General features: G+C 60.8%; 24 protein-coding genes. 11 read left to right on the forward strand and 13 right to left on the reverse strand.

Annotation, left to right across the window (positions count from 1 at the left end; genetic code table 11):
• Positions 1-43: 43 nt before the first annotated feature.
• Positions 44-766 (forward strand): GNAT family N-acetyltransferase, encoded by a 723-nt coding sequence (locus ACIQY3_RS02285; protein ID WP_403016841.1) that lies wholly within the window; start codon positions 44-46, stop codon positions 764-766.
• A 127-nt stretch (positions 767-893) separates the two neighbouring features.
• Here ACIQY3_RS02285 and ACIQY3_RS02290 read toward each other — a convergent pair whose 3' ends face one another.
• A complete protein-coding gene (locus tag ACIQY3_RS02290; RefSeq protein WP_403016843.1) occupies positions 894-1,334 on the reverse strand; it encodes a hotdog fold domain-containing protein in 441 nt (146 codons plus the stop codon).
• Positions 1,335-1,496: 162 nt separating this feature from the next.
• On the opposite strand from ACIQY3_RS02290, the gene ACIQY3_RS02295 reads away from it, so the two are divergent.
• Complete coding sequence (locus tag ACIQY3_RS02295; protein WP_403016845.1) at positions 1,497-2,129, forward strand: TetR/AcrR family transcriptional regulator; 633 nt, start codon at positions 1,497-1,499, stop codon at positions 2,127-2,129.
• Between the two features lie 133 nt (positions 2,130-2,262).
• On the opposite strand, the gene ACIQY3_RS02300 is transcribed toward ACIQY3_RS02295, so the two are convergent.
• Positions 2,263-2,889: a TetR/AcrR family transcriptional regulator gene (locus ACIQY3_RS02300; protein ID WP_403016847.1), complete on the reverse strand. Its 627-nt coding sequence runs from the start codon at positions 2,887-2,889 to the stop codon at positions 2,263-2,265.
• A gap of 85 nt (positions 2,890-2,974) precedes the next feature.
• On the opposite strand from ACIQY3_RS02300, the gene ACIQY3_RS02305 reads away from it, so the two are divergent.
• Positions 2,975-3,586, forward strand: coding sequence for an NAD(P)H-dependent oxidoreductase (locus ACIQY3_RS02305; protein ID WP_403016849.1), 612 nt, complete (start codon positions 2,975-2,977; stop codon positions 3,584-3,586).
• 126 nt (positions 3,587-3,712) lie between these two features.
• On the opposite strand, the gene ACIQY3_RS02310 is transcribed toward ACIQY3_RS02305, so the two are convergent.
• Together ACIQY3_RS02310 and ACIQY3_RS02315 are read right to left on the reverse strand one after the other, a co-directional pair.
• Positions 3,713-4,828: a P1 family peptidase gene (locus tag ACIQY3_RS02310; protein ID WP_403016851.1), complete on the reverse strand. Its 1,116-nt coding sequence runs from the start codon at positions 4,826-4,828 to the stop codon at positions 3,713-3,715.
• A gap of 44 nt (positions 4,829-4,872) precedes the next feature.
• Positions 4,873-5,976, reverse strand: a complete 1,104-nt coding sequence (locus tag ACIQY3_RS02315; protein WP_403016853.1) for a polyamine ABC transporter substrate-binding protein — start codon at positions 5,974-5,976, stop codon at positions 4,873-4,875.
• Positions 5,977-6,087: 111 nt separating this feature from the next.
• On the opposite strand from ACIQY3_RS02315, the gene ACIQY3_RS02320 reads away from it, so the two are divergent.
• Positions 6,088-6,855 (forward strand): LuxR C-terminal-related transcriptional regulator, encoded by a 768-nt coding sequence (locus ACIQY3_RS02320; protein WP_403016855.1) that lies wholly within the window; start codon positions 6,088-6,090, stop codon positions 6,853-6,855.
• A 188-nt stretch (positions 6,856-7,043) separates the two neighbouring features.
• Here ACIQY3_RS02320 and ACIQY3_RS02325 read toward each other — a convergent pair whose 3' ends face one another.
• Positions 7,044-7,985 carry a class I SAM-dependent methyltransferase gene (locus ACIQY3_RS02325; RefSeq protein WP_403016857.1) on the reverse strand — a complete coding sequence of 314 codons (942 nt, stop codon included), beginning with the start codon at positions 7,983-7,985 and terminating at the stop codon, positions 7,044-7,046.
• Between the two features lie 157 nt (positions 7,986-8,142).
• On the opposite strand from ACIQY3_RS02325, the gene ACIQY3_RS02330 reads away from it, so the two are divergent.
• The 7 genes from ACIQY3_RS02330 to ACIQY3_RS02360 all read left to right on the forward strand — a co-directional run bounded on the left by ACIQY3_RS02330 (position 8,143) and on the right by ACIQY3_RS02360 (position 14,790).
• Positions 8,143-8,760 (forward strand): cytochrome b/b6 domain-containing protein, encoded by a 618-nt coding sequence (locus ACIQY3_RS02330; RefSeq protein ID WP_403016859.1) that lies wholly within the window; start codon positions 8,143-8,145, stop codon positions 8,758-8,760.
• On the forward strand, positions 8,757-9,536 hold the full coding sequence (locus tag ACIQY3_RS02335; protein WP_403016861.1) for a molybdopterin-dependent oxidoreductase: 780 nt from the start codon (positions 8,757-8,759) through the stop codon (positions 9,534-9,536). The genes ACIQY3_RS02330 and ACIQY3_RS02335 overlap by 4 nt, the downstream gene beginning before the upstream one ends.
• A gap of 54 nt (positions 9,537-9,590) precedes the next feature.
• A complete protein-coding gene (locus ACIQY3_RS02340) occupies positions 9,591-9,887 on the forward strand; it encodes a pentapeptide MXKDX repeat protein (RefSeq protein ID WP_290028986.1) in 297 nt (98 codons plus the stop codon).
• Between the two features lie 378 nt (positions 9,888-10,265).
• Positions 10,266-10,778 carry a formaldehyde-activating enzyme gene (gene fae, locus ACIQY3_RS02345; RefSeq protein ID WP_054615233.1) on the forward strand — a complete coding sequence of 171 codons (513 nt, stop codon included), beginning with the start codon at positions 10,266-10,268 and terminating at the stop codon, positions 10,776-10,778.
• A 10-nt stretch (positions 10,779-10,788) separates the two neighbouring features.
• Complete coding sequence (locus ACIQY3_RS02350; RefSeq protein ID WP_403016863.1) at positions 10,789-11,823, forward strand: aldo/keto reductase; 1,035 nt, start codon at positions 10,789-10,791, stop codon at positions 11,821-11,823.
• Entirely contained in the window at positions 11,820-13,253 is a 1,434-nt protein-coding gene (locus tag ACIQY3_RS02355; RefSeq protein WP_403016864.1) for an NAD-dependent succinate-semialdehyde dehydrogenase, read from the forward strand. The genes ACIQY3_RS02350 and ACIQY3_RS02355 overlap by 4 nt, the downstream gene beginning before the upstream one ends.
• A gap of 172 nt (positions 13,254-13,425) precedes the next feature.
• Entirely contained in the window at positions 13,426-14,790 is a 1,365-nt protein-coding gene (locus tag ACIQY3_RS02360) for an MFS transporter (protein ID WP_403016866.1), read from the forward strand.
• 127 nt (positions 14,791-14,917) lie between these two features.
• Here the strand turns inward: ACIQY3_RS02360 and ACIQY3_RS02365 are convergent, their stop codons facing one another.
• From ACIQY3_RS02365 to ACIQY3_RS02400, 8 genes are all read right to left on the reverse strand, one after another.
• Positions 14,918-15,793, reverse strand: a complete 876-nt coding sequence (locus tag ACIQY3_RS02365; protein ID WP_403016869.1) for a LysR substrate-binding domain-containing protein — start codon at positions 15,791-15,793, stop codon at positions 14,918-14,920.
• Between the two features lie 204 nt (positions 15,794-15,997).
• The gene (locus tag ACIQY3_RS02370; RefSeq protein WP_403017634.1) at positions 15,998-17,104 is read right to left on the reverse strand and encodes a hypothetical protein; all 1,107 of its coding nucleotides are present in this window, start codon (positions 17,102-17,104) and stop codon (positions 15,998-16,000) included.
• A 161-nt stretch (positions 17,105-17,265) separates the two neighbouring features.
• Positions 17,266-18,912 (reverse strand): dipeptide ABC transporter ATP-binding protein, encoded by a 1,647-nt coding sequence (locus tag ACIQY3_RS02375; RefSeq protein ID WP_403016872.1) that lies wholly within the window; start codon positions 18,910-18,912, stop codon positions 17,266-17,268.
• Positions 18,913-18,914: 2 nt separating this feature from the next.
• The gene (locus ACIQY3_RS02380; protein WP_400771785.1) at positions 18,915-19,751 is read right to left on the reverse strand and encodes an ABC transporter permease; all 837 of its coding nucleotides are present in this window, start codon (positions 19,749-19,751) and stop codon (positions 18,915-18,917) included.
• Positions 19,748-20,701, reverse strand: a complete 954-nt coding sequence (locus tag ACIQY3_RS02385; RefSeq protein WP_403016874.1) for an ABC transporter permease — start codon at positions 20,699-20,701, stop codon at positions 19,748-19,750. The genes ACIQY3_RS02380 and ACIQY3_RS02385 overlap by 4 nt, the downstream gene beginning before the upstream one ends.
• Before the next feature lie 76 nt (positions 20,702-20,777).
• Positions 20,778-22,412 carry an ABC transporter substrate-binding protein gene (locus ACIQY3_RS02390; RefSeq protein WP_403016876.1) on the reverse strand — a complete coding sequence of 545 codons (1,635 nt, stop codon included), beginning with the start codon at positions 22,410-22,412 and terminating at the stop codon, positions 20,778-20,780.
• 448 nt (positions 22,413-22,860) lie between these two features.
• Positions 22,861-24,090, reverse strand: a complete 1,230-nt coding sequence (locus ACIQY3_RS02395) for a M24 family metallopeptidase (RefSeq protein ID WP_403016878.1) — start codon at positions 24,088-24,090, stop codon at positions 22,861-22,863.
• A gap of 56 nt (positions 24,091-24,146) precedes the next feature.
• The gene (locus ACIQY3_RS02400; protein ID WP_403016880.1) at positions 24,147-25,028 is read right to left on the reverse strand and encodes a hypothetical protein; all 882 of its coding nucleotides are present in this window, start codon (positions 25,026-25,028) and stop codon (positions 24,147-24,149) included.

Below are 25,028 nucleotides of genomic sequence, written 5' to 3' on the forward strand. Positions count from 1 at the left end.
TTCACGTCACGGGTACGCCTTAACCGTCGGAGTCAGCCGCGCAATGCCCCAGATCAGCCATTTCAAAACCCCGTGCCCCGAGCACATCACCAGCCAGATCCTGCAACTGGTGGTCGACAACCTGACCGACATCAGCGCCGTGGCGCTGCCGCCGAGCAACCTGCTGTACAACGTGTACCAGTACGCAATCGGCTATGAGGTTCACCTTTATCTGGAGGCGTTGAACGGGGCCAAGGGCATTGCGGTCGAGTTGATCGTGGCCACGGACGTGGACGATCCGGAAAAGGTCATCGGTTTCGTGCTGTACCTGCCGGTCAAGGACGATCCCGAGGCGTGTGGCGTGGCTTATATGGCCGTCGCTGCCAGCCATCGCGGCCAGGGCATCGCCCGGACGATGCTGCGGGAAATGGTCGGACGCTATCCACACGCCGAACTGAGCTGCAGTGTTGGCAAAGTCGCGTATTTCGAGGTGATGGGCTTCCAGGTGTTGGGTGTGCGCGGAACTCAAGTTTTGATGAACACCCGCGATTACGGCACGGATGGCTTGATGGCGGTGCTGGACACGGCTCCGATCTACAGCTCCCTGGAAGTGCGACAGATTCATACGTATCTGCTGCAAAGGAACGGCAAGCGGGCGATGACCGATGCCGAGAAACAGCGGGACCGGCATCTGGACCAACTGACGCGCAAGGCGAATGAATTTGTGCGGGAGCGGTTGGGGGATGAGGCGGTGCCGGCCATGACGCCTCGGCTGCGGTTGGTCTAACCCGGCTCAACCCAACACAGAAGATTCCCTGTGGGAGCGGGCTTGCTCGCGAAGGCGGTGGATCAGTCAATAGATATGTCGACTGACACAACGCCTTCGCGAGCAAGCCCGCTCCCACAGTTGAAGATTATGAAAGCTTCACGTTCATGGTAATCCGCGCCGTGAACACCTTCTTGCCCTCGGCATCGTGAACATCCACCGGCACGATCTTGTCGCCACCCGTCAGCCAGTCAACCGCCTCCCCGTTGGCCACCGCCGTCACATCAGTCTTGGCCTTCGCCAGGTACTCGACCGTCATCCCTTTCGGAATCCAGCGTGCGCCTTCGGGAATCGAAACGTCGGTCATTGTCCCGGCGGCCAGTTCCGCGGCATTGCACATGGCAATCGCGTGCACGGTGCCCAAGTGGTTGGTGATCTCCCGGGAAAACGGCACCTGCACGCTCGCATAACCTGGACGCAGTTCCGACACCAGCGGGTTGATGGTGCTGAAGTAGGGCGCCACCTTGCAGGCCATTTGGCTGAATGCTTCGGGGCCGGCGCTGGTGAACATGCTGAGAAACTGGTTCATGTTGAAGCCTCTTGAAAGGTCGTTTTACAGAATGATGTTCCGTAACAGAATAATGTTCTGTAACGGAACAGTATTCTGTCGAAAGGAAATCTGTCAACCTAGCGCGACTTATCCGTGGGCAACCGCCTGTCTTATCGTTGATTTTTTGAGCCTGTGTTCAGCATGGAAACCGCAGATTTACTCGAGCGCTGCTACCCCGGACGAAGAGCCGAACTCAAGCGCGACATCTTCAGAAAAGCCCTAAGGCTGTTTAACGAACAGGGGATCGAGGCCACGACCATCGAGATGATTCGCGCCGAATGCGATACCAGCGTCGGCGCGATCTACCACCATTTTGGTAACAAGGAAGGCTTGGTGGCTGCGCTGTTTTTCACCGCGCTGGATGATCAGGCGCAGCTTCGCGACCAATACTTGGCCGACGCCGGCACCACGCAGGAGGGGATTTACGCGCTGGTGCACAGCTATGTGGACTGGGTCGATAACCAACCCGAGTGGGCGCGGTTTCAGTACCACGCGCGATTTGCCGTGACCAAAGGACCGTTCAAGGATGAACTGGCCACCCGCAACAAAACCCGCAACCGCACGCTGTGGGAATGGCTGTCAGCCCCGGACCGGGGCGATGAGTTGAAAGGTGTGCCGGCCGAGTTGATGCTGTCGCTGATCATCGGCCAGGCGGACAGCTACTGCCGGACCTGGTTATCGGGCCGGGTGAAGGGCCGCCCGATGGTCTACAGAGACATGCTGGCGGAAGCGGCGTGGCGATCGATTTCCACGGGCGCAACCGGCGACCAATGAAAATCTCCCAACTGTAGAAAATCCCCCTGTGGGAGCGGGCTTGCTCGCGAAAGCGGTGGGTCAGTCAATAGATATGTCGACTGACACGACGCCTTCGCGAGCAAGCCCGCTCCCACAGGGGATAGTGGTGGCGTCAGATATTGCGCGTTGTTCTCTCGACCATCGCCTTGATCGTTTCGAACAGTTCTTCCTGCGCCTGCCCAGCAGTAATTTCCCCCGTCGCCGCCGCGTTCGACAAGGCCTCCGCTGCACCCAGCATCGCCCGCAGACTCGCGGGTCTGATCGTGTTTGCTCCAGCGAAAGGCTGCAAGACGTCCTGGCATTTGTTGAGGAAAATCGCCTCGTACTCGCGCTTGATTTTCTCCAGTTCCGGCGAACTCGCCAGCGCGGCAATCACCCCGGAAATTTCGTTGCCCTGGGTCAGCACGCACGCCACATAGGACGACGCAATTATCCCGGCGGTGCTGTCCAGAGTCGGTTCGCAGGTCAGCAACGCGGCGTCCATGATCGCGGTCTGCCGGGCGTCGAAATCCTGGTACAACGCCGCCAGCAAACCCGAGCGCGTGGTGAAGTGGTCATAGACCACCGGTTTGGTCACGCCCGCCAGTTCGGCGAGGCGCCCGAGGGTCAACGCATCCGTACCTTCCTCCCTGACCATCTGCCAGGCGACATCCAGTAATTGGCGTTGGCGGTCCTCGCGGGACAGGCGGCGACGGGGTTGTGGTGTGGAATCCTGCTCGGTGTTTTCGGTGCTTGACATGACTATGTACCAAAAGTAACTTACTGATCGTAACTTACCAAGAGTATATAAGGTCCGCCCTGTGCTCTCAATCAGGAGTTTCAGCATGCACGCACTGATCGTCGTGGCTCATCCCAATCCCCAATCGCTCACCCACAGCCTCGCCCGGCAAATCGCCGAAGGCCTGACCTCCGCCGACTCCAGCAACACCTATGAAATCGCCGACCTCTCGGCCCAAGGCTTTGATCCACGGTTCGGCACGGCAGACATGGCCGTTCACCATCGCGAAGCGCCGCCGCCCGCCGATGTCCTCGCCGAACAGGCCCGGATCGAGCGCGCCGATGCGTTGGTGCTGGTCTATCCCGTTTTCTGGTGGTCGATGCCGGCGCTGCTCAAGGGCTGGATTGACCGCGTGTTCTCCAATGGCTGGGCGTTCGACTTCAGTCTGGACAAGCCATTCGTACAGAAGCTGGGTCACTTGCGGGTGCATCTGGTCGGCGTGGGCGGCGCCGATGCCGGGTCGTTTACGCGACATGGTTACGACGAGGCGATGAAGACCCAGATCGACCATGGCATCTTCGAGTACTGCGGTGCGCGGGTGGTCACGTCCGAACTGTTGCTGGACTCGGAAACCCAGGCGCCACAGGTCCACTTGAAGACAGCGCGGACCCTGGGCCGAAAACTCTTCAAATCATCTGAAGTAACCGAGACCGTGTGAGCACCACCGATCCCCCCCCCTGTGGGAGCGAGCCTGCTCGCGAAGGCGGAGTGTCAGTCGACATCGAGATTGACTGACCCACCGCCTTCGCGAGCAGGCTCGCTCCCACAAGGGGATTAGTGGTGTTTAAACTGGCCCCGGCCAACCCGCCTGGCGCAAGGCTTTGAGCAACGTCGCGGCATCCAGCCCCGGCACCGCATGGCCATTGCCCTCTGCGGTTTCACCCGCCAGCAACGCATTGATGATCGCTTCTTCCACCGCTTCGGTGGCGGCGAGGAACAGTTCGCTGATGTGGTCGTTGTTGACCATGCGCAGGTTGTCGCAGGTCGGCGCTTTCTTGCTTTCATAAGCGGCGGGTGGCACGTCGTTGCCGGTGGAAAAGGCAATGAAGATGTCGCCGCTGTGATCTTCATTACCACCGCCGGTGCGGGCCAGGCCCAGGCTGGCACGTTGCGCGAGGCGGGTGCACTGGTGCGGCAGCAATGGCGCATCGGTGGCCAGGCAGACGACGATCGAACCCATGCCTGGATGCGGCAGTGACGCTTTGAGGAATGGAGAGTCGGCCTTTTCCATATAGCGCCCGACGGGGTAGCCATCGACCCGCAATTCGTGGCGAATCCCGTGGTTGGCCTGGACGATGGCGCCCACCGTCCAGCCACCCTGGGCGCCGATCAGGCGCCGGGACGCGGTGCCGATCCCGCCCTTGAATTCATGGCAGATCATGCCGCTGCCGCCACCGACATTACCCTCGCTCACCGGGCCGCCTACCGCCGTGCGCAAGGCTTCGGCTACGTGCTCGGGCTTCACATGAAAGCCGTTGATGTCGTTGAGCAAGCCGTCAAACGTCTCCAGCACCACCGGCATGTTCCAGTAGAGTCGCCCGTCATCCGGTTGCTGTTCGCGGTCCAGCACAATCAGCGCGTCGCGCACCACGCCCAGGCTGTGGGTGTTGGTGAAGGCGATCGGACTGGTCAACAGGCCTGCCTCGCGAATCCATTCCAACCCGGTCGCATCGCCGTTGCCGTTAAGCACATGGACCCCGGCAAAACACGGCTGTTGGCTGGTGGAACCGAGGCGGGGTTCGATCACGGTGACGCCGGTCAGGATGTCGCGGCCCTGAGCGGTGCGGCCTCGCACATCACTGTGGCCGACGCGCACGCCGGGTACGTCGGTGATGGCATTCAGCGGGCCGGGTTGCAACTGGCCGAACGGGATATTCAAATCGCGGGCACGTGGTTTCATGCAGGAACTCTCAGGCAAGTTAAACAGGAGGGGTGGAGGCCGGCTCAGTTGCCGTTCTTGATGTTGCTCCAGGAGCGTGTGCGGACACGTTCGATCTCATGGGGCTGCGGTTGCAGGGTGAATGCCTTGGCGATCACCTCGGCCGAGGGATAGATGTTGCTGAACTCGCGGACCTCGTCCGAGAGCAACGCGGTCGCGTCTTTGTTGGCGTTGGCGGTGAGCGCCAGGTTAGTGGCCGGGGCGATCACTTCAGGGCGTAGCAGGTAGTTGATAAAGGCCAGTCCCTGTTTTGGATTGCTGCCGTCCTTGACCATGACCAGGTTGTCGGTCCACAGCGGCGCACCTTCGATCGGGATGCTGTATTCAATCTTTACGCCTTTTGCGGCTTCATTGGCGGCTTGCATGGCACCGAACACGGTACCGGACCACGTCAAGGCGACGCAGATGTCGCCGTTGGCCAGGTCGGTCTGGATCTTCGACGAATTGAAATAGGTGATGTACGGGCGCAACTTGAGCAGCAGTGCTTCAGCTTTTTTGTAGTCCGCGGGGTTACTGCTGTTAGGCGGCAGGCCGAGATAGTGCAGGGCGATCGGGATGATTTCGGCGGGAGCGTCCAAAACCCCTACGCCACATTGGCTGAGCTTGGCCAGGTTTTCTTCTTTGAATAGCAGATCCCAGGAGTTCACCGGCGCCTGATCGCCCAGGGCTGCGCGGACCTTGTCAACGTTATAGCCAATGCCGTCGGTGCCCCATAGGTAAGGAACGGCGTATTGGTTGTCCGGGTCGTTCGCGCGCAGCTTTTCCAGCAAGACCGGGTCAATGTGTTGCAGATTGGTCAGTTGGCTACGGTCAAGTTTCTGCAAGGCTCCGGCCTTGATCAGGGCCGGCAGAATGAAGTTACTGGCCACCACCACGTCATAACCGCTGTGACCTGTCATCAGCTTGGCTTCCAGTACTTCGCCGCTGTCGAAGGTGTCATAGACGGGTTTGATCCCGGTGTCGCGCTGGAAATCCTTCAGCGTGGTCGGGCCGATGTAGTCAAACCAGTTGTAGACGTGCACGGTGGGCTCATCCGCCGCCGCGACCGCTATACAGGTCGATAGACAGGCGCTCAGTCCCAGGTTGATATACGTTCGGTGACCACTCATGATGCGGCGCTCCTGGCCTGCTGCAGGCCGGTGATAATCAGGAGCTTGCAGCGTATCGAGGGGGAGGGTGGTCACCCATTCCCATCATGGGTTACTCGAAAGGGGTAGGACGTGGACGGGTTGTTGAAAGAGTTGCCGGTGCATCAAGGTTTGGCGCGGGTGTTCGGCACCCTCGGCCAAGACGGGTTCTGGCGTGCGCTGGTGGATACCTTGCGCGTGCTGGTGCCGCTGGATAACGCGTTGGTCGCGGTGATGCGCACCGGGCGGGTGCCACGGCTGCTGATTGATTTCGACTCCCGGGCCAATGCCCCCGAAGACGAGGAACTGGCCCGCTACAGCGCCGGCATGTACTTGCTCGATCCTTTCTATCAAGCCGTCTGCGCCGGCATCACCGACGGCTTGCACTGCCTCGACTCAGTGGCTCCGGACCAGTTTCAGCAGAGCGAGTACTACCAGAGCTACTTCCGCTCGGTGGTGGGCGGTGACGAGATGCAATTCATGATCAATGTGGACGACGCCGTGCTCGGTTTGTCCCTTGGGCGTGCTACGCGATTCACCCTTGAAGAACAGGGGCGCTTGCTGTGCGTGCGTGACTGGGTGCTGGCCGCGATAGGCCGACACCTGCAACTCGTGCCACCGGAAGGCCCGACGGCGGTGGCCGGGGATCTGGCGACCTTGCTCGATCGCTTCGACGCGCGCCTGACGGTGCGTGAAGTCGAAACCGCGCGCCTGATCCTCCAGGGCTTCTCGAGCAAAGCCATCGCCCAGCAACTGAACATCTCACCGGAAACGGTGAAGGTGCATCGGCGCAACCTCTACCACAAGCTCAATGTCAGCGGACATGGCGAGCTGTTTGCGCTGGTGCTGCAACCGAAGTAAAACGCTTCACTGAAGCTCCCTTGTGGGAGCGAGCCTGCTCGCGAAGACTCAGCCACAGCCAACATCGCATTGCCTGCTAGATCACTTTCGCGAGCAGGCTCGCTCCCACATTGGTTCTCCAGTGGGCGCAGTATTGGTGGTCAGCCCCAATCACCTGTGGGAGCGAGCCTGCTCGCGAATGCCGCGCCTCAATCCCCCTGCCGAAACACCAACGCCTTCAGTCCGCATTCCATATCCGCATCCGGAAACTCCGGCGGATTCTCCAGCCGCTGCACAAAGCGCAAGCTCGGCGCCTCACGGGTAACACCATCAATCAGGAAGTCCGAACCAAACGCCGGGTCGTTCATGCAGGCCAGCACCGTGCCCTGTTCGGTGAGCAGTTCCGGCAACCGACGCAGCACCCGTTGGTAATCCTTGGTCAGCAAAAAACTGCCTTTCTGAAACGACGGCGGATCAATGATCACCAGGTCATACGGCCCCTTGCCGATCACCTTGCCCCAGGACTTGAACAGGTCATGGCCGAGGAACGTCACCTTGCTCAAGTCATGGCCGTTGAGTCGGTGATTATCGCGGCCACGGCTCAGCGCCGAACTGGACATGTCCAGGTTGACCACATGCGCCGCGCAACCCTCGACGGCCGTCACGGAAAACCCGCAGGTGTAGGCGAACAGGTTCAACACCCGCTTGCCCTCGGCATTGGCCCGTACCCAATCGCGGCCATAGCGCATATCGAGGAACAGCCCGGCGTTCTGTTTGCGACCCAGGTCCACGCGATATTTGAGGCCGCCCTCGGTGATGGTCATCTCATCGAGCGCATCACCCAGCAGCCATTCGGTGGTGCTTTGCAACAGGTAGCGGTGTTGCAGCAGCAGCGTGTGAGCGCCGGACTGTCGCCATTCGGGCGACTGGGTAACGCCCATCAACAACTGCTTCAAGTCTTCCAGCTGCTGCGGTTCCGGTTCCTTGAACAACGACACCAGCACCACACCCTGCAACCAGTCCACGGTCAGTTGCTCCAGGCCCGGCCAGCAACGCCCGCGCCCGTGAAACAAACGACGGGTTTCGGCCGGAGCAGCGGCGAGGGCGGTCAGCAAGTGGGTGTTCAGCGTGGCGAGGGCGTCAGGGTTCATCAGGCAACGTCGGCAATGTGAGTGGGCGGCATTTTAACCACAAATGCACCCCGGCCACCCCCGGATAGTTATCACGTTTAATTTAACTTTACGTGAGGATTTGGCGATCTTCCGGCTCCCATACTTGGCCCCAACGAACACCAACCGGGAGCCGGACATGTCGCAGCCAACTGCCTCACCCAAGGCCAGCCACCCACGCTGGCTGCGCCTGACCCATTGGCTCAACGCCCTGGCCGTCGTGGTCATGATCGCCAGCGGCTGGCGCATCTATAACGCCTCGCCGCTCTACGACTTCAGCTTCCCGGCATCGCTCACCCTCGGCGGCTGGCTCGGCGGCGCGTTGCAGTGGCATTTCGCGGCGATGTGGTTCCTCGCCGTCAACGGCCTCATCTACCTGATCATCAACCTCGCCAGCGGTCGCCTGTTTCGACGGTTTTTCCCGGTATCGCCCAAAGGAATCCTGCATGACTTGTGGGCGGCATTGAGAGGGCGACTGGGGCATGCCGATCTTAGTCATTACAACCAGGTTCAGCGCTTTGCCTACCTGTTCGTCATGCTCGACATCACGCTGATGGTGATCTCCGGGCTGGTGCTGTGGAAGTCCGTGCAGTTCCCGCTGTTGCGTGAATTGCTGGGCGGTTACGAAGGGGCGCGGCAGGTGCATTTCATCGCGATGTCGCTGTTGGTGGCGTTCATCGTGGTGCACCTGGTAATGGTGCTGCTGGTGCCAAAAACGTTGTGGTACATGATCGTTGGTCGCAAGGAGTCCGTATGAAAAAGCGCATCGAAGGACTCGACGAGTCGTCCATCCTGAGCGAAGCCAGGAAGGTATTGGCGCCACAAATCGAAGACCGCTCCCGGCGCTCGTTCCTGTTACGCGGCCTGACCCTCGGCGGCGTAGCCATGTTGTCGGGTTGCAACATCACCGACAACGACAGCGTCGAAACCGCGCTGTCCTCGATGTCCCGCTTCAACGATCGGGTCCAGGGCTGGCTGTTCAACCCCAACGCCATGGCGCCGACCTATCCCGAGTCGATGATCACCCGACCGTTTCCCTTCAATGCCTTTTACGGCATCGACGAGGCACCCACCGTCGAGGAAGAAAGCTATCGACTGGAAGTCACCGGCATGGTCGCCGACAAGCGCAGCTGGAAGCTCGAAGAATTGCGTGCGATGGCGCAAACCGACCAGATCACCCGACACATTTGCGTCGAAGGCTGGAGCGCCATCGGCCGCTGGGGCGGGGTGCGCTTCAGTGATTTCCTCAAACGCGTCGGCGCCGATACCGATGCCAAGTACGTCGGCTTCAAATGCGCCGACGATTACTACACCAGCATCGACATGGCCACCGCGCTGCATGCGCAAACCCTGCTGACGCTGACCTACGACGGCGCCGTGCTGCCCCGTGAATACGGCTTCCCGATGAAGCTGCGCATGCCGACCAAGCTTGGCTACAAGAACCCGAAACACATCCAGGCGATTTTCGTCACTAACACCTACCCGGGCGGCTACTGGGAAGACCAGGGCTACAACTGGTTCGGCGGTAGCTGACGAATGCCCAGACACTTCACCGCAAGCACACTCAACTCTATAAGGAATACCACCATGAAAAAGCTCGCCACCGCCGCACTGTCCCTGTTCCTGGCCATGGGCGTCGCCAGCGTCTACGCCGCCGACACCATGAGCAACGACAGCATGAGCAAGGACTCGATGTCCAAAGACGCCATGTCCAAAGACACCATGAAAAAAGACACGATGAAAAAGGACAACATGGCCAAGGACACCATGAAAAAAGACAGCATGTCCAAAGACGCCATGAGCAAGGACACGATGAAGAAAGACAACATGTCCAAGGACAGCATGAGCAAAGACGCCATGAAAAAAGACGCCATGTCGCAATAACCCAAGCCACCCCAATCCCCTGTGGGAGCGGGCTTGCTCGCGAAAGCGGTGTGTCAGTCAACGTAAATGCTGACTGACACGACGCCTTCGCGAGCAAGCCCGCTCCCACAGTTTTTTGTGCAGACCACAAAGGGTATTACCTGAACTCATACCCTCATGACTTTTAATGGTTACAACCCCGCCAACCCCCAGTGTTAAAAAATCGCACACACAGCTCATCAACAACAAAAAAGAGCGTTTGCAATCATGACCAAGCCCCACTGCCGCGTCCCCGCCAGCCCCTCGCTGCGCTCTTCGAACCCCGACTGTTGCCCCGCGATCTTCACGATCCGCGTGCGCTTCTGATCACCCTGAAAAATCCAAAAAGAGTATTGCCCCATGAAAGAACTCGACCTGTACATCGGTGAAGGTTTCGAAGGCCCAGGCGTGAATGCCGCGCACATCAACATCCTGATCGGGCCGCGCAACGGTCCGGCGGGGCAGGCGTTTGCCAACAGCCTGGCTTCGCCAAGCCAAGGGCATTGCCCGTTCATGGTGATCGCCCAGCCGAACATTCCGGTCAAGCCGATGACCCTTTACGTCAATAAAGCCGCGATCAGCAGCGACCTGCATGGCAATGCCACCTGGGGCGCGTCTCAGGCCGGGATCGCCAAGGCTGTTTTGGAAGCATTGCTGGACGGCACCTTGCCGCCGGAAGCCGAAGACGAATGGGCGATTGTGACGGCCAACTGGGTCAACCCGGCCTGCGACGACCTCGACGCGGTGTACCTGAACAACTACAACGCCTGCCGCACCGCGATCCGCGCTGCCCTGACCGGCAAGCCGGAAACCGCGCAACTGGCGGATGTGGTCGATCACATCAGCAACCCTTTCTACACGCCAAAAGCCTGAGGTCCGCGCCATGCAATACATTCGTTTGGGCAACTCCGGCCTGCAAGTCTCCCGCCTGTGCCTGGGCACCATGAACATGGGCACCCCGGACTGGAAACCATGGATTTTCGATGAGAAGCAAAGCGAGCCGATCGTCGCTCACGCCCTCGATAACGGGGTGAATTTCATCGACCTGGCGGACTTCTATTCCGCTGGCGTCGGCGAGGAAGTCGTCGGGCGCATCGTCAAGCGCCTGGCCCGTCGCGACGACCTGGTGATCACCACCAAGGTCGGCTACGGCACCCGCAACGGCATCAATGCCAGCGGCCATTCGCGCAAACACATCATGGACAGCATCGACGCCTCGCTGAAGCGTCTGGATATGGATTACGTCGACGTCTTCATGCTGCATTACTTCGATGTGAACACCCCGGTTGAAGAAACCATGAGCGCGATGAACGACATCGTGCGCTCCGGCAAGGCCCGTTACATCGGCGTCTCGACCATGCTCACCGGGCAACTGGCGAAGATCCTCATGGCCTGCGAACGCAATGGCTGGGTCAAGCCGATCAACATGCAACTGCAATTGAACTGCGCCTACCGCGAAGAAGAGCGCGAGATGATTCCGTTCTGCCGCGACCAGGGCCTCGGCGTCTCGGTATTTAGTCCGCTGGCCCGTGGCTTGCTGACCGGCGATGTGCAATCGACCCGCAACCAGACCGACTTTTTCACCCAACAAATGTACAGCGACGAAGCTTCGTTCGAGATCGCCCATTCGGTGCAACGCGTGGCCCGCGCCCGTGGGGTGTCGAACGCGCAGATCGCCCAGGCCTGGGTCGCCAATCATCCGGGTGTCGACTGCATGCTGGTCGGCGCCGACACCACCGCGCAGTTCGACAGTGCCTTGGCAGCCTTGGAAACCAGGCTCGACGCCGAAGAACTGCATGAACTGGAACGCAACTACACCCCGTGCGACGTGATCAACGATTACACCGCCGGCAAACGCATCCTGCGCTCGGCCCGTCCGGCGCTGGAACGCTTCACTCTGACCGAGGCCGTGGCATGAGCGCGCTGATCCGTAACGGCAATTTCATCGATGGCCAATGGTCCAGCGGTGGCCCGACGTACCCGGTTTCGAACCCGGCCAACGGCGAACTCATCGTCGAAGTGCAAAAGGCTGGCGCGGAAGAAACCAACCTCGCGATTGCCGCCGCCAACCGTGCCTTGCCAGCCTGGCGCAAACTGACCGCCAAGGACCGCAGCCAGAAGCTCAAGCGCTGGAGCGAGCTGATGCTGAGCAACCAGAAGGATCTGGCCACGTTGCTCAGCCGCGAGCAGGGCAAACCGTTGGCCGAGGCCATGGGCGAAGTGGTCTACGCCGCGAGTTTTCTGGAGTGGTTCGCCGAAGAGGCCAAGCGCGCTTACGGCGACGTGATTCCGAGCCACAAGGCCGACGCCCGCATCATCGTGGTCAAGGAAGCCATCGGTGTGGTCGCGGCGATCACCCCGTGGAACTTCCCGCTGGCGATGGTCACCCGCAAGGTCGGCCCGGCGCTGGCGGCGGGTTGCACGATGATCCTCAAACCGTCGGAAGAGACGCCGCTGTCAGCCTTCGCCCTGGCGGTGCTGGCCGAGCAGGCGGGCATTCCGGCCGGTGTGTTCAACGTTGTTTCGGGTGACGCGGTGGCGATTGGCGGGGCGCTGCAAGCCTCCGGCATCGTGCGCAAGCTGTCGTTCACCGGCTCGACCCGCACCGGCAAACTACTGATGCGCCAGGCCGCCGACACGCTGAAAAAAGTCTCGCTGGAACTCGGCGGCAACGCGCCGTTCATTGTGTTCGACGACGCCGATCTCGACGCCGCCGTCAAAGGTGCCATGGCCTCGAAATTCCGCAACACCGGGCAGACCTGCGTTTGCGTGAATCGCTTCTTTATTCAGGACGGCGTGTACGAAGCCTTCACCGGCAAACTCGCCGAAGCGGTCGCGGCGATGCGCGTCGGCAGTGCGCTGGACGGTGAAACCGAGCAAGGCCCGTTGATCAACGCGGCGGCATTGGCCAAGGTTGAACTGCATGTCGGCGACGCCTTGGAGAAGGGCGCCCAGTTGTTGTGCGGCGGTCGTCGGCATGCCCTCGGCGGCACCTTCTTTGAGCCGACCATCCTCACCGAAACCAACAGCGACATGCTGATCGCCCAGGACGAAACCTTTGGCCCGGTGGCCGCGTGCTTCCGCTTCAAGGACGAAGCCGAAGTGCTGCAACGGGCCAACGACACGCCGTATGGGTTGTCGGCGTACTTCTACAGCCGCGACATCGGCCGCGTCTGGCGCATGGCCGAAGGCCTGGAAGCCGGCATGGTCGGGATCAACGAAGGGATCATCTCCACGGAAGTTGCGCCGTTTGGCGGCATCAAGGAATCGGGTCTCGGTCGCGAGGGCTCCAAATACGGTCTGGAAGACTACCTGGAAATCAAATACCTGTTGATGGGCGGGCTCTGACACACACCGCATAACCAATGTGGGAGCGGGCTTGCTCGCGAAGGCGGTGTATCAGTTGGCATTGATGGTGCCTGACACACCGCTTTCGCGAGCAAGCCCGCTCCCACAGGTTCCACAGGTAAAAGAAAGATCGGTTCCATTTCTCCGTCAATAACAACAACTGGAGACGAACATGTCCGCTCAATCGATAAAAATCGACGACCTGCCCATCGGGCGCTTCCATCTCAAAATCGCCGGCCTGACCTTCGGCGCGCACTTCACCGACGGCTACATCCTCGGCCTGATCGGGATCGCCTTCACCCTGCTCAGCCCGCAGATGCACCTCGATGCGTTCTGGCAGGGCCTGATCGGTGCCTCGGCACTAATCGGCCTGTTCCTCGGCAGTCTGTTTTTTGGCTGGATCTCCGACAAGGTCGGCCGGCAGAAAATCTTCCTGGTCAGTTTTGTGCTGATCACCATCGCCTCGGTGATGCAGTTCTACGCCGAAACGGCCATGCAATTGTTCCTCTGCCGGGTGCTGATCGGCATCGGCCTGGGCGGTGATTTCAGCGTTGGCCACGCGATGCTCGCCGAGTTTTCGCCGAAGAAACACCGCGGCGTGCTGCTTGGTTCGTTCAGCGTGATCTGGACTTTCGGCTACGTCGCCGCGACCTTCGTCGGCACGGCCATGCTCAACCTCGGCGATGACGCCTGGCGCTGGATGCTGGCTTCGTCGGCGATCCCTGCAGCGTTGATCCTGATCGCCCGTATTGGCACCCCGGAATCGCCGCGCTGGCTGGTCAATCAAGGACGCATCGCCGAAGCCCGGGCCATCGTCAAAAAGCACCTGGGCGATAACGTCGAACTCGACGAAACCCGCTCCACCGAAACCCGTTCCGGCTACGCGGTGCTGTTCAGCCGTGAATACCGCAAGCGCACGGCGTTCAATTGCCTGTTCTTCGTGTGCATCGTGATGCCGTACTTCGCGATCTACACCTTCCTGCCGTCGATTCTGCAGAAGATGGGCCTGGCCGAAGGATTTGGTACGGAACTGATGCTGAACCTGCTGCTGATCCTCGGCGCACTGATCGGCATCTGGTGCACGGTCAAGTTTTCCCGCCGGGGTTTCTTGATCAACTCGTTCATCATCCTGGCGGTGGCGTTGTTCCTGTTGGCCGCATTGCCGGGCAGCGCGGCATTCCTGATGGTGTTGGTGTTCGGCGTATTCACCCTGGTGTTGTCGGCGGTGAACAACCTGGTGGGCGTGTTCCCGGCCGAGAGCTTCCCGACCGAAGTTCGGGCCAGCGGGATTGGTCTTGCGACAGCGGTGAGTCGCTTGGGCTCGGCGGTCAGTACCTTCCTGCTGCCGGTGAGCGTGGCGGGGATCGGCCTGAGCCCGACCATGGGCATACTCGCGGCGATCCTGGCGCTGGGCGCAATGATTTCCTGGGCGTGGGCGCCGGAGACCAAATCCCTGACGTTGAGCCAGGCGTGCAAGGCGCAAAGTCCGGTGGAGAGTGGGGCTCAGGTGGCCGTCAAAGTCGCAGCATCGGTTTAATCCAGTCATGATGATCGTTCCCACGCTCCGCGTGGGAATGCCTCAATGGACGCTCTGCGTCCGCTTTGGGACGCGGAGCGTCCCGGGCTGCATTCCCACGCAGAGCGTGGGAACGATCATTACGGCTTCAGGGGTTGCTGACCAACCCCAACCACTCCGTAAACAACCGCACCTTCGACAACCCCAATTTGTCATTCGCCACGTCCAGCCAATAGCCATACGGCCCGACCACTTCCACCGGGGTGATCGGCAACAAACTGCCATTGGCCAGTTCCTTTTCGATCATCTGCCGATCAATCACCGCCAACCCGCCACCGGCCAGTGCTGTGTGGATCACCTGGTCCAGGGTGCTGAATTCCAGCCCTTGTCCCGCATCGATATCGTCACGGCCCATCGCCGCCAGCCAGTTCTCCCACACCTTCAAACGCCTGCCATCGTGCAGGATGTGCAGCAGTGGAAACTGCCGCAGGTCCGGCGGTTGACCGTTGATAAACAACTCCGGGCTGGCCACTGCCATGTGCCGTTCCATCACCAGTAACCGGCTGCTGCAATGGCTGTCGGCTTCGAGTCCGAAGCGGATGTGGCAGTCGATTTCCGCGAGGTTGTCGTGGCCGGCCTGGTGGGTGACGCTCAGGCTGATGTCCGGGTAGCGCTGGCAGAATGCACGCAAGTGCGCCGACAGCCAGCGCGTGGCCCAGGTCGGAGGCGCGACGATGCGCAGACGCTGGCGCAGGTTGGGCACGCGCACCGCTTGCAGGGCGCGTTCGATGTGGTCGAAGGCGTCGCTTAAATGCGGGGAGAGGGCGATCCCGGTTTCGGTCGGTGACAGGCCTTGTGGCGTGCGAATGAACAGGGCCACGCCGAGGTAATCTTCGAGCTGCTTGATCTGACGGCTGACCGCGCCTTGGGTAACGTTCAGACCCAGCGCCGCCTGGCTGAAACTGCGATGCCGGGCGACTTCTTCAAAGACACGCAGCATGTTGAGCGAGGGCAGTTGACGCATGGAAGGGTGACTCCGCACCTGACGCCGATGTGGGGCAGGTTTATTGTTTTTTTGGGTGGTGGCCTATCTGACTATGTGTGGATGGGCTGATGCAAGTGGTGTTTGGGCGATTCGCGAGCAAGCCCGCTCCCACAGGTCATGCGCTAAACCTGTGGGAGCGGGCTTGCTCGCGAAGGCGCCCTCAATAACGCCAAAAAATCCCGATCAGAAGTAATACCCAATGTTCATATACAACTGATTCTCCCAGTGATCAGTCCCGCCCGCACCCAAACTCTGGGTGTAGCTGCTACCCCCAATGTACGGATCATTCTTGCCATACAACCACTCCGTCGCGATCCACAGTTTGCTGAAGGAAAACGACGTACCGAGGATCATCCGCTGCGAGGTCTTGAACTCATCGGCGGACTTGTCGAAAGCGCTGTAGTTGGCGTACAGCTTCACGCCGCTGACCAGATCGAACAGGTATTTGCCGCTGACGTCGTAGCTCAGGTCCGCGACGTACAGATTGCCGCGACTGGCGACGTTGTAGGTGCCGTCGTAACCGCCGAGGGTCACCACTTCATCGGTTCCGGCGTTGCGTGGCGACATCTGTTGACGCGCCGCTTGCAGTTGCACGCCCCACGGACCGTTCTTGCCGAGGTAGTGCACGGCCACTGCGTTGCGTCGGCCGTCGTTGTCGGTGTCCTTGTTCTCCAGGGTCGAGGTCAGTCCGGAGATCCCGACTTCGGATTTCCACGGGCCCAGGTCCAGCGCCTTGGCCACCCGCAGCACCACGGTGTTGCGTTCCTGGTTGTCGCTGCCGTCGCCCACGTAGCTGTCCGCCCCGGACACCACGCTGGAATAGGTCACGCCTTTACTGGTGCCTTTGCCTTGCCACGCCGGGCGCAAGTAGTAACCGGCCTGGATGTTCCAGTCGCCGCTTTGCTGGATGTACTTGGCGCCGACCTGTTGCACATCTTCCAGGCCGATGACGTTGCCCAGGGTTTCGTAGAAGGTGCTGCCGAAGTACGGCTGCAAGCCGAACGGCACCGTGTTCAGGCCTACCTGCACTTGCTGGTCGGGGTTGAACTTGTAGCCGGCCCAGGCGAACTTGGCGAACTGGATATCCCCGTAGTTCTTGGTGTACTGGTAAGGATAGGAGCGTCCGTAAAAACGGTATTGCGCCTCACCGATCCAGGTGTCGGAATTGTACTTGGCGCTGAGGAACACCGTGTCCAGGCCAAACTTCTGGATGTCGCGATCCGGGTCATAGTCCCAACGGGCCCGAATGGCACCGCCGAGGTCGAGGTTGTCGGTGACCTGCACCGCCATGGCCGGGGCCGCGAAGGCGCCGAGCAGCGGAATGAGAACGATGGAACGGACCGCAATTGGGGTGGTTGTGCGCACAGTCATACTCCTGGTTTTTTAGTTATCGTTGGCAACAGCAACCCATGCCGCAGCGAACGCTGCGACCTGGAGAAAGGGTTATGAGGTCAGTTAGCCTGAGGTCGGATCAGCCTCAGCGGCGGTTCAGCGACGGGCACTACCGGTATCGCCGAAGCACCGGGCGCCGCCGCCAGCAAGGTTTGGGTGTAGGTGTTTTGCGGACGCAGCAACACCTGTTGCGCGGTGCCGTATTCCACCACTTCGCCCTGGCGCATCACCGCGATGTAGTCACTGATTTGCGCTGCCACGCGCAGGTCGTGGGTGATGAACAAAATGCTCAGGTTCAGGCGCTGTTGCAGTTCGGCGAGCAGCTCCAGCACTTGTTTTTGCACCGAGACATCCAGCGCCGAGACGCTCTCATCGGCGATCAACACTTCCGGGCGCATCGCCAGGGCCCGGGCGATACCGATGCGCTGACGCTGGCCGCCGGAGAACTGCCGGGGCTTGCGCTTGAGGGCGTCACGCTTGAGCCCGACCTGCTCCAGCAAATCCCCGGCCTCGGTCCACGCATCCTTGGCCGACAGCCCGCGCAGTTGCGCGGCGCGGGCGATGATGTCGCCGACCCGATGCCGTGGATTCAGCGAGCCATACGGGTCCTGGAAAATCATCTGGATGCGCCGCCGATTCGCTGCCAACGCCGAACCGCGCAGGGCCAGGAAATCCGTATCACCGACCCAGACGTGACCGCTGTCGCTGTCCACCAGCCGAATCGCCGCTTTCACCAAGGTGCTTTTGCCCGAGCCGGACTCGCCGACAATCGCCAGGGTCTTGCCCCGTGGCAATTGCAGCGACACATCCTTGAGCGCCGGCACCAAGCGACCACCGACGTTGTAGGTTTTGGTCAGGTGCTCGATGCGCAGCGCCAACTCACCGTCGGCGCACGGCGCGTGCAACTCGGGGTGCAGCGCCGGCACGGCGGCAATCAGCTTGCGGGTGTAGGGATGCTTCGGTGCGTTGAGCACTTGATCACGCTCGCCGATTTCTACCAAAACACCGCCCTCCATCACGGCGATGCGGTCGGCAATTTCCGCCACCACACCGAAGTCGTGGGTGATGAACAAAATGCCGTGCTGACCGCGATTGCGCAGGTCACGCACCAGTTTCAATACTTGGGCCTGAGTGGTCACATCCAGCGCCGTGGTCGGTTCGTCTGCAATCAGCAAATCCGGGTTCATCGCCAACGCCATGGCAATCACCACCCGTTGGCATTGGCCGCCGGAGAGTTGATGCGGGAAGCTGTTGGCGATCCGTGGCGGGTCGGGCAATTGGGTGGAGTCGAGCAGGGCGAGCATGCGTTCACGGCGCTCGGCGGCGGGCATGTCCGGGGCGTGAATGTCGAAGATTTCTTCGACTTGCTGGCCGATGCGAATCGCCGGGTTCAGCGCCGCCATCGGCTCCTGGAAAATCATCGCGATGCGGTTGCCGCGCAAGCGGCGCAACGAGTGCTCGTCCATGCGGCAGATGTCGTCACCGAGAAAGTCGATCACCCCTTCGCTGTGGCGCAGGCCCTTGGCGTAGTCGCCCATGATCGCCGCCGAGAGCACCGATTTTCCGGAGCCGGACTCGCCGATCACACAGAGGATTTCACCCTTGCGCACGTCGAGGCTGATGCCTTTGACGGCGTGGCTACGGTCGGCACCGGCGGGCAATTCGATGGAGAGGTTCTCCACGCGTAATACTTGCAACTGACTCATGCTCAGCTCCTTGCGCCTTTCTGGGCGTGTTCGTCCAGACCGTCCGCCAACAGGCTCAGGCCCAGCATCAGGGTGGAGATGGCAATGCACGGGAAGATCACCAGGTGCGGGAAGGCGATGGCCATGCTGCGGCCTTCGTTGATCATGCCGCCCCAATCCGGGGTGGGCGGCGGCAGGCCGAGGCCGAGGAAACCGAGGGCGCCGATCATGATCGCGGTGTAGCCGATGCGCAGGCAGAAATCGACGATCAACGGCCCGCCGCAGTTCGGCAGGATTTCCACCAGCATGATCCGCAGCGCGCCTTCGCCCTGGGTGATGGCGCTGAGCACGTAGTCCCGGGAGCGGATGTCGATGGTCAGCGCACGCATGATCCGGAAGATCGCCGGGGCACTGGTGAAGGTCACCGCAATCAGAATGTTCAGGGCCGAGGCGCCGAGGGCGATGATGATCACGATGTACAACACCAGCACCGGAAACGACAGCACGGTGTCGGCGACATAGGACAGCAGCCCATCGACCCAGCCATTGAAGTAACCGGCGCACAGGCCCATGGCGATGCCGACGGCGAACGCGGTCAGGGTCGCGAGGATCGACCAGAACAACACCGTGCGCGTGCCCCAGATCAGCCGCGACAGAATGTCCCGGCCAATCATGTCAGTGCCCAGAAGAAAGCTCACACCATTGCCGTCCGGGGTCATCGGCGTCAGCAGCGGGGTGAAGCTTTCCAAAGGATCGTGAGGCGCCAGCCATGGCGCGAAAATCGCCATCAACACCCAGCCGCCGACCAGCAGCAAACCGAGCAACGCCAAGGGATGTTTGAACGAATTGAGGAAGTTCATTGGCCACCTCCGCCAAGACTGCGCAAGGTGATGCGCGGGTTGAGCCAGGTGTAGGCCAGGTCCGAAAAGATTTTGGTCGCGCCGACCACGATGCCGCTGATCATTGCGCAGGCTTCGATCAGGTACACGTCATGGTTCAGCGACGCGGTGTAGAGCAGTGAACCGAAGCCTTTGTAGGCGAAGAACACCTCGACCACGATCACGTTCGACAGCAGCCACGGGATGTACAACATGATTACCGTGATTGGCGCGATGAGGACGTTGCGCAAGGCATGCCGCAGCACGATCCGTGAGGTCGACGCGCCTTTGAGGCGCGCGGTGCGGATGTACGGCGCCTGCATCACTTCGACCATCGAGGCCCGGGTGATGCGCGCCAGATAACCGATGCCGAACAGGCACAGCACCATCAGCGGCAACGCCAGTTCCACGGCGTTGAAGCCGTCGCTCATGCTGCTCACACCCGGCAGCCAGTTGAGCCAGAACACGAAGATCGCCGAGACGAACACCGCACTGGCGAAGTCCGGAATCGAAGTGGTGACGATCGACAGGAATGACACCAGCCGATCCACCAGCGAACCCTGGCGAATCCCGGCCAGAATGCCGAGGGTCAACGCCACCGGCACCATCACCGCCAATGCCAGCCCGGCCAGGATCAGGGTTTGCCCGAGGTTGGGCAGCAAGAGGTCGATCACCGGTTCACGAAAGTGCACCGAAGTGCCCCAGTCGCCGCTGAGAAAATCCTTCAGCCACACCAGGTAGCGCCAGATGAAGGGTTGGTTGTAACCGTGTTCCACCAGCCACGCGGCGCGCTGGTCGGCGGCGGAGTAGGGGCCGAGGACGTTGATCGCGACGTCTTCGATGTTCAGTTCCAGGGCCAGGAACACGATCACTGACACCGACAACAGGGTTGCCGCCAGCGCCAATAACTTGCGCAGTAGAAATTCAGCCATGCTCGCACGCTCCGGCTAATCAAGGGATGGCGGCCCAACCCACCGAGGTGGGCGAGCCGCATGAGGGGCGCTTGAATCAGGCGCTCAACCAGACTTCATCCATTGGGTAGAAGTCCGATGGATGAACCTGGAATCCCTGGACTTTCTTGCTCGCGGCGGTGAACTTGTCGCCCCAGAACGGCTGCACCATGACGCAGGCGTCCTGCAGGATTTGCTCGACGTTTTGCATGGCGGCGGCCCGTTGTTTCGGGTCGATGATGCCCATGGCTTTATCGAGTGCAGCGTCGAACGCCGGGTCGCTGTAGTGGCTTTCGTTCCAGGCTGCGCCGCTGCGATAGGCCAGTTCCAGGGACATCACGCCCAAAGGGCGATGGGCCCAATAAGTGAGGCTGAACGCAGCTTTGTCCCAGATCGGCCAGTACTGCGTGGCCGGGATCACTTTCAGGTTGATGCGGATGCCGGCTTCGGCGCAGTTCTGTTGCAGGATCTGCGCGCAATCCTGTTCGTAACGACCCTGGGTGTTGCCGACGATCAGGTCGATGTCGATGCCGTTCGGGTGACCCGCTTCAGCGAGAAGTTTCTTCGCCCCCGCCACATCCCGCGCACGTTTGGGCAGCGGGAAGTATTCCGGGTGCGACGGGGCGACGTGATGGTCTTCGCCCAGGGTGCCCATGCCGCGATAGGCGATCTTGAGCATTTGCGCGTTGTCGGCGCAGAGCACCACGGCTTTGCGAATCCGCACATCGTCGAACGGCTTTTGGTCGCAGGCCATGCGCATGACGATGGTTTGCGCCGACTTGCAGGTCAGCAATTGCGCGCCCGGCAAGCGTTTGGCCAGGTCCAGTTCGGCCACGGTTACCCGGTACAACACGTCCACTTGCCCGGCCTGTAATGCCGCGAGATGGGTGGAGATGTCGGTGCCCATGTCGACGTAGCGCAATTCGTCGAGGTTGGCCGGTTTGCGCCAGTAATCGGCGCGCTTGGCGAAGGTCGCCTGCTTGTTGACGGCAAAGGAGACAAGCTTGAATGGCCCGGTGCCCAACGGGTTTTTCGCCCAGTCGTCACCGGCCTTGAAACTGCGGTGGACGATGGCGCAGGTGAACGCGTTGAGCATTTCCGGGATCGCCAGCATCGGCCGCTTGAGCACCAGACGGAACTGGAAGTCGCTGACTTTTTCGAAGGCGCTGATGTCCTGGAATGCGGTGCGGTTGACCGACTTGGAGTCGGCGGCAATCCAGCGTTCGATGTTGTGCTGCACGTCCTCGACGTTGAAGGTGTCGCCGTTGCTCCACTTCACGTCCTGGCGCAGGTTGAAGGTCCAGGTCTTGAGGTCTTCGGACGGGCTCCAGCTCTCGGCCAGGTACGGGTGGGTGATGTTGTCGGCGTCGACCCAGGTCAGGTATTCCAGGGAATTGCGCAGCAGGTTCGAGGCTTCGATCCAGGTGATCAGCATCGGGTCCTGGATTTCCTGGATGGCGCAGGCAAACCGCAGCGTGCCGCCCTGGCGCGGCGGGATAGCGTCGGCGGCACGGGCAGAATTACCGAGGAGGGCGGAACCGAGGAAGGTGCTGGCGCTGGCGGCGGTGATGCCCAGCAGCGCGGCGGTGCGCAGGAACTGGCGGCGATTGATCTCGCCACATTTGACTTGGGTGCACAGGTCGTTTACCGCTGGATGCGGCAGGGCGCCGTCCAGTGTCATTAACTCTTTCATATGCCTCTCCGATACGTTGCAAAGATGCGTTTTTCGACTGGCCGCAGAGGGGGCGAGCGGCGGACGCGGTCGGTTTTCGATGAACCGAAACTGTCAGTGGCAGGTGCCGCGAAGGCACAGGCGAGACAGGCGTGAAGCCGGCAGGAGAACAAGGCGCAACGAAATCAGGAGGTGGGAAATGGGGTAGGACATAGGGCTGCTCTCATGTTGTTTTTATTAGAGATGCCCGCAGTTTTGTCATCTGGGCAAAGATCGACAAACGATAAATTCAACGGTGAAACGTTCGATAAATGCATGTTACTGACCGTAAGAGAGGCTGCCGCTTGAGCTAGACAGGCTGGACTGATGAAGGCGCGAGGACGTTGAGGCCGCAAACGCCCCTTGTTCCGGGTGGGAACAAGGGGAAAACAGACGACGTCGAAGGAGATGACGGCGCCGTCCGGGCAACTCATCGCGGCATCAGGCGCGGATCGAACGGGTAGTCGGAAAGCAATTCGATACCGTTTTCGTGGATGTAGATCTGCTCTTCGAGCTTGACCCCTTCGCCACCTTCATCGTGGCCGATGTAGCTTTCCACGCAGATGGTCATGCCAGCCTCGAACACACCGTCGTAGCCCAGCGAATCGATGTCTTCGCGGTGCACCACGTACGGGTATTCACCGGTCATGCCAACGCCATGCACCAGGGCGAAGTAACGGTTGGCCTTGTAGTTGTCCGGGATCTTCCACGCCAGCTCGGCGTATTCCTTGAAGCTGCGCCCGGCCTTGAGCATTTCCATGTTGGTCTGCACCTGCTCGTAGGCCAGTTTGTACAGTTCCTGTTGCCTGGCGGTCGCGGCTTGCTCGCCGCAGAGAAAGGTCCGCGAGAAATCGGCGTAGTAACCGAAACGCCCGACCACATCGGTGTCCAGCGCCACCAGATCACCAGCCTCGATCGGCCGGGTGCTGCATTCCTGGAACCACGGATTGGTGCGCGGCCCGGAAGACAGCAGGCGGGTTTCCACGTAGTCGCCGTCGGTGGCGATCACGTGTTGGTGCAGATGTGACCACAATTCGTTTTCGCTGATGCCCGGCACGAGTTTGCTTTCCATCAGGTGCACCCCGGCCTCGGTGGCACGCAGACTGGCGCGGATCATCTTCAGCTCGTTCGGCACTTTGATGCAGCGCGCGCGTTCCAGCGGTTCTTGGGCGTCGAAGATCTGATAGCCGAGTTTTTGCAATTCGAAGGCGGCGGCCGAGGTCGCGCTTTCGATGGCGATGCGCTTGTTGCCACCACCGCATTTGCGCACCAGTTCATCGATCTCCGCGGCCCATTCGGCGGTGACGTTATTGAGGAAGCTGTCGCAGAAGTAATAGGAAATGGCTTTGGCCGGGCGCACTTCGTCGACGGTATTGAGCTTTTCCGCCAGGTGCAGGCAGCCGCCGAATTCGAAGATCACCACCGGGCCTTCCGCCGGGATAAACGCATAGCGCGCCGGGTTGCGCGCCGAGTACACCTGCATGTTGCGCGAGCCGGTGGCATAGCGCATGTGGGTCGGGTCGAACAGCACGCAAGCGGCGTAGTCGCGTTTTTTCAGTTCATTGCGCACTCGTTGCAAACGGTCGAGCTGGATTTGCTGGATCTCGTCGTAGGTCGGTTCGCAGTCGACGGGGTTTCGATTAGGGCCGGACAGACTCATGGGGTGTTCCTCGCAGGGCAAATACGGTTGGTTTTTTCTAGGAGTTTTTGGGTGAATCAGTCGAGCAACCGGTCGCTGCGCACCAGGTTGCGTTCGGCTTGCAGATGGGCTTCGGACAGGCGTCCGTAAAGCTGTTTGGTGCGTTGGGCGCGGCCAATGATTCCGGGCTTTTCGGAGTAGGCGAAGATGGCGGTGTTGCGCTCGGTGGCACCCTCGACGCGGGTCACCCGGTGTACCGAAAAGCGGCCCTTGAAGATCTGCAGGTCGCCGGGGTTGAGTTCCAGCTCCTGCACGCGGCTGCGGTCGTCGCCGCGCACGACTTTACCCACTGCGCCGAGGTTTTCCTGAGTGCGGGTACGGATCATCGGCGCGTATTCGAACAGACCGCCGGCCTCAGGTTTCTGGGTCATCATGCTGACGATGAATTCGTTGGTGTCGAAGTGCCAAGGCTGCTCGGTGCCTTCGGGCATGACGTTGATCACCAGGCCGGCGAACGGGTCGGCGTATTCGAAAATCTCCGGCTCATTGAGGCAGGCGCCGATAAAGCGCTTCATCATCGGCGAGACGTACAGCCGATGAATGATCGCGTCCGGGGCGATCATGTCCCGGGTCACGAAGCCGCTGGTGCGCTCCATGAATGTGCGGCGCGGATCATCCTGGGGCAGGGTGGGGTCGTCTTCGGTGAAGTAGGCGTTGACCTTGCGCACCGAGTAAAACGTCTTGCCCGACAGCGCCTGGCCTTCGGCGCGGGCCTGTTCCAGCGCCTCGGGCCGCAGGAAGTTCTTCAGCAGGCAGCAGCCGTCCTCGGCCAGCTCGGCGCGGGCGTGTTCGATCAGCGCCTGCAATTGGACATGGCCCGAATCATGTATGGGGTACAACTCGGCATTAATGATGTCGCTGATATCGCCCACTTCGGCGTCGGCAAGTTGAAGGCTCAT

This window comes from Pseudomonas sp. NPDC096950 (genome assembly GCF_044762525.1).
Taxonomy (GTDB): Bacteria; Pseudomonadota; Gammaproteobacteria; order Pseudomonadales; family Pseudomonadaceae; genus Aquipseudomonas.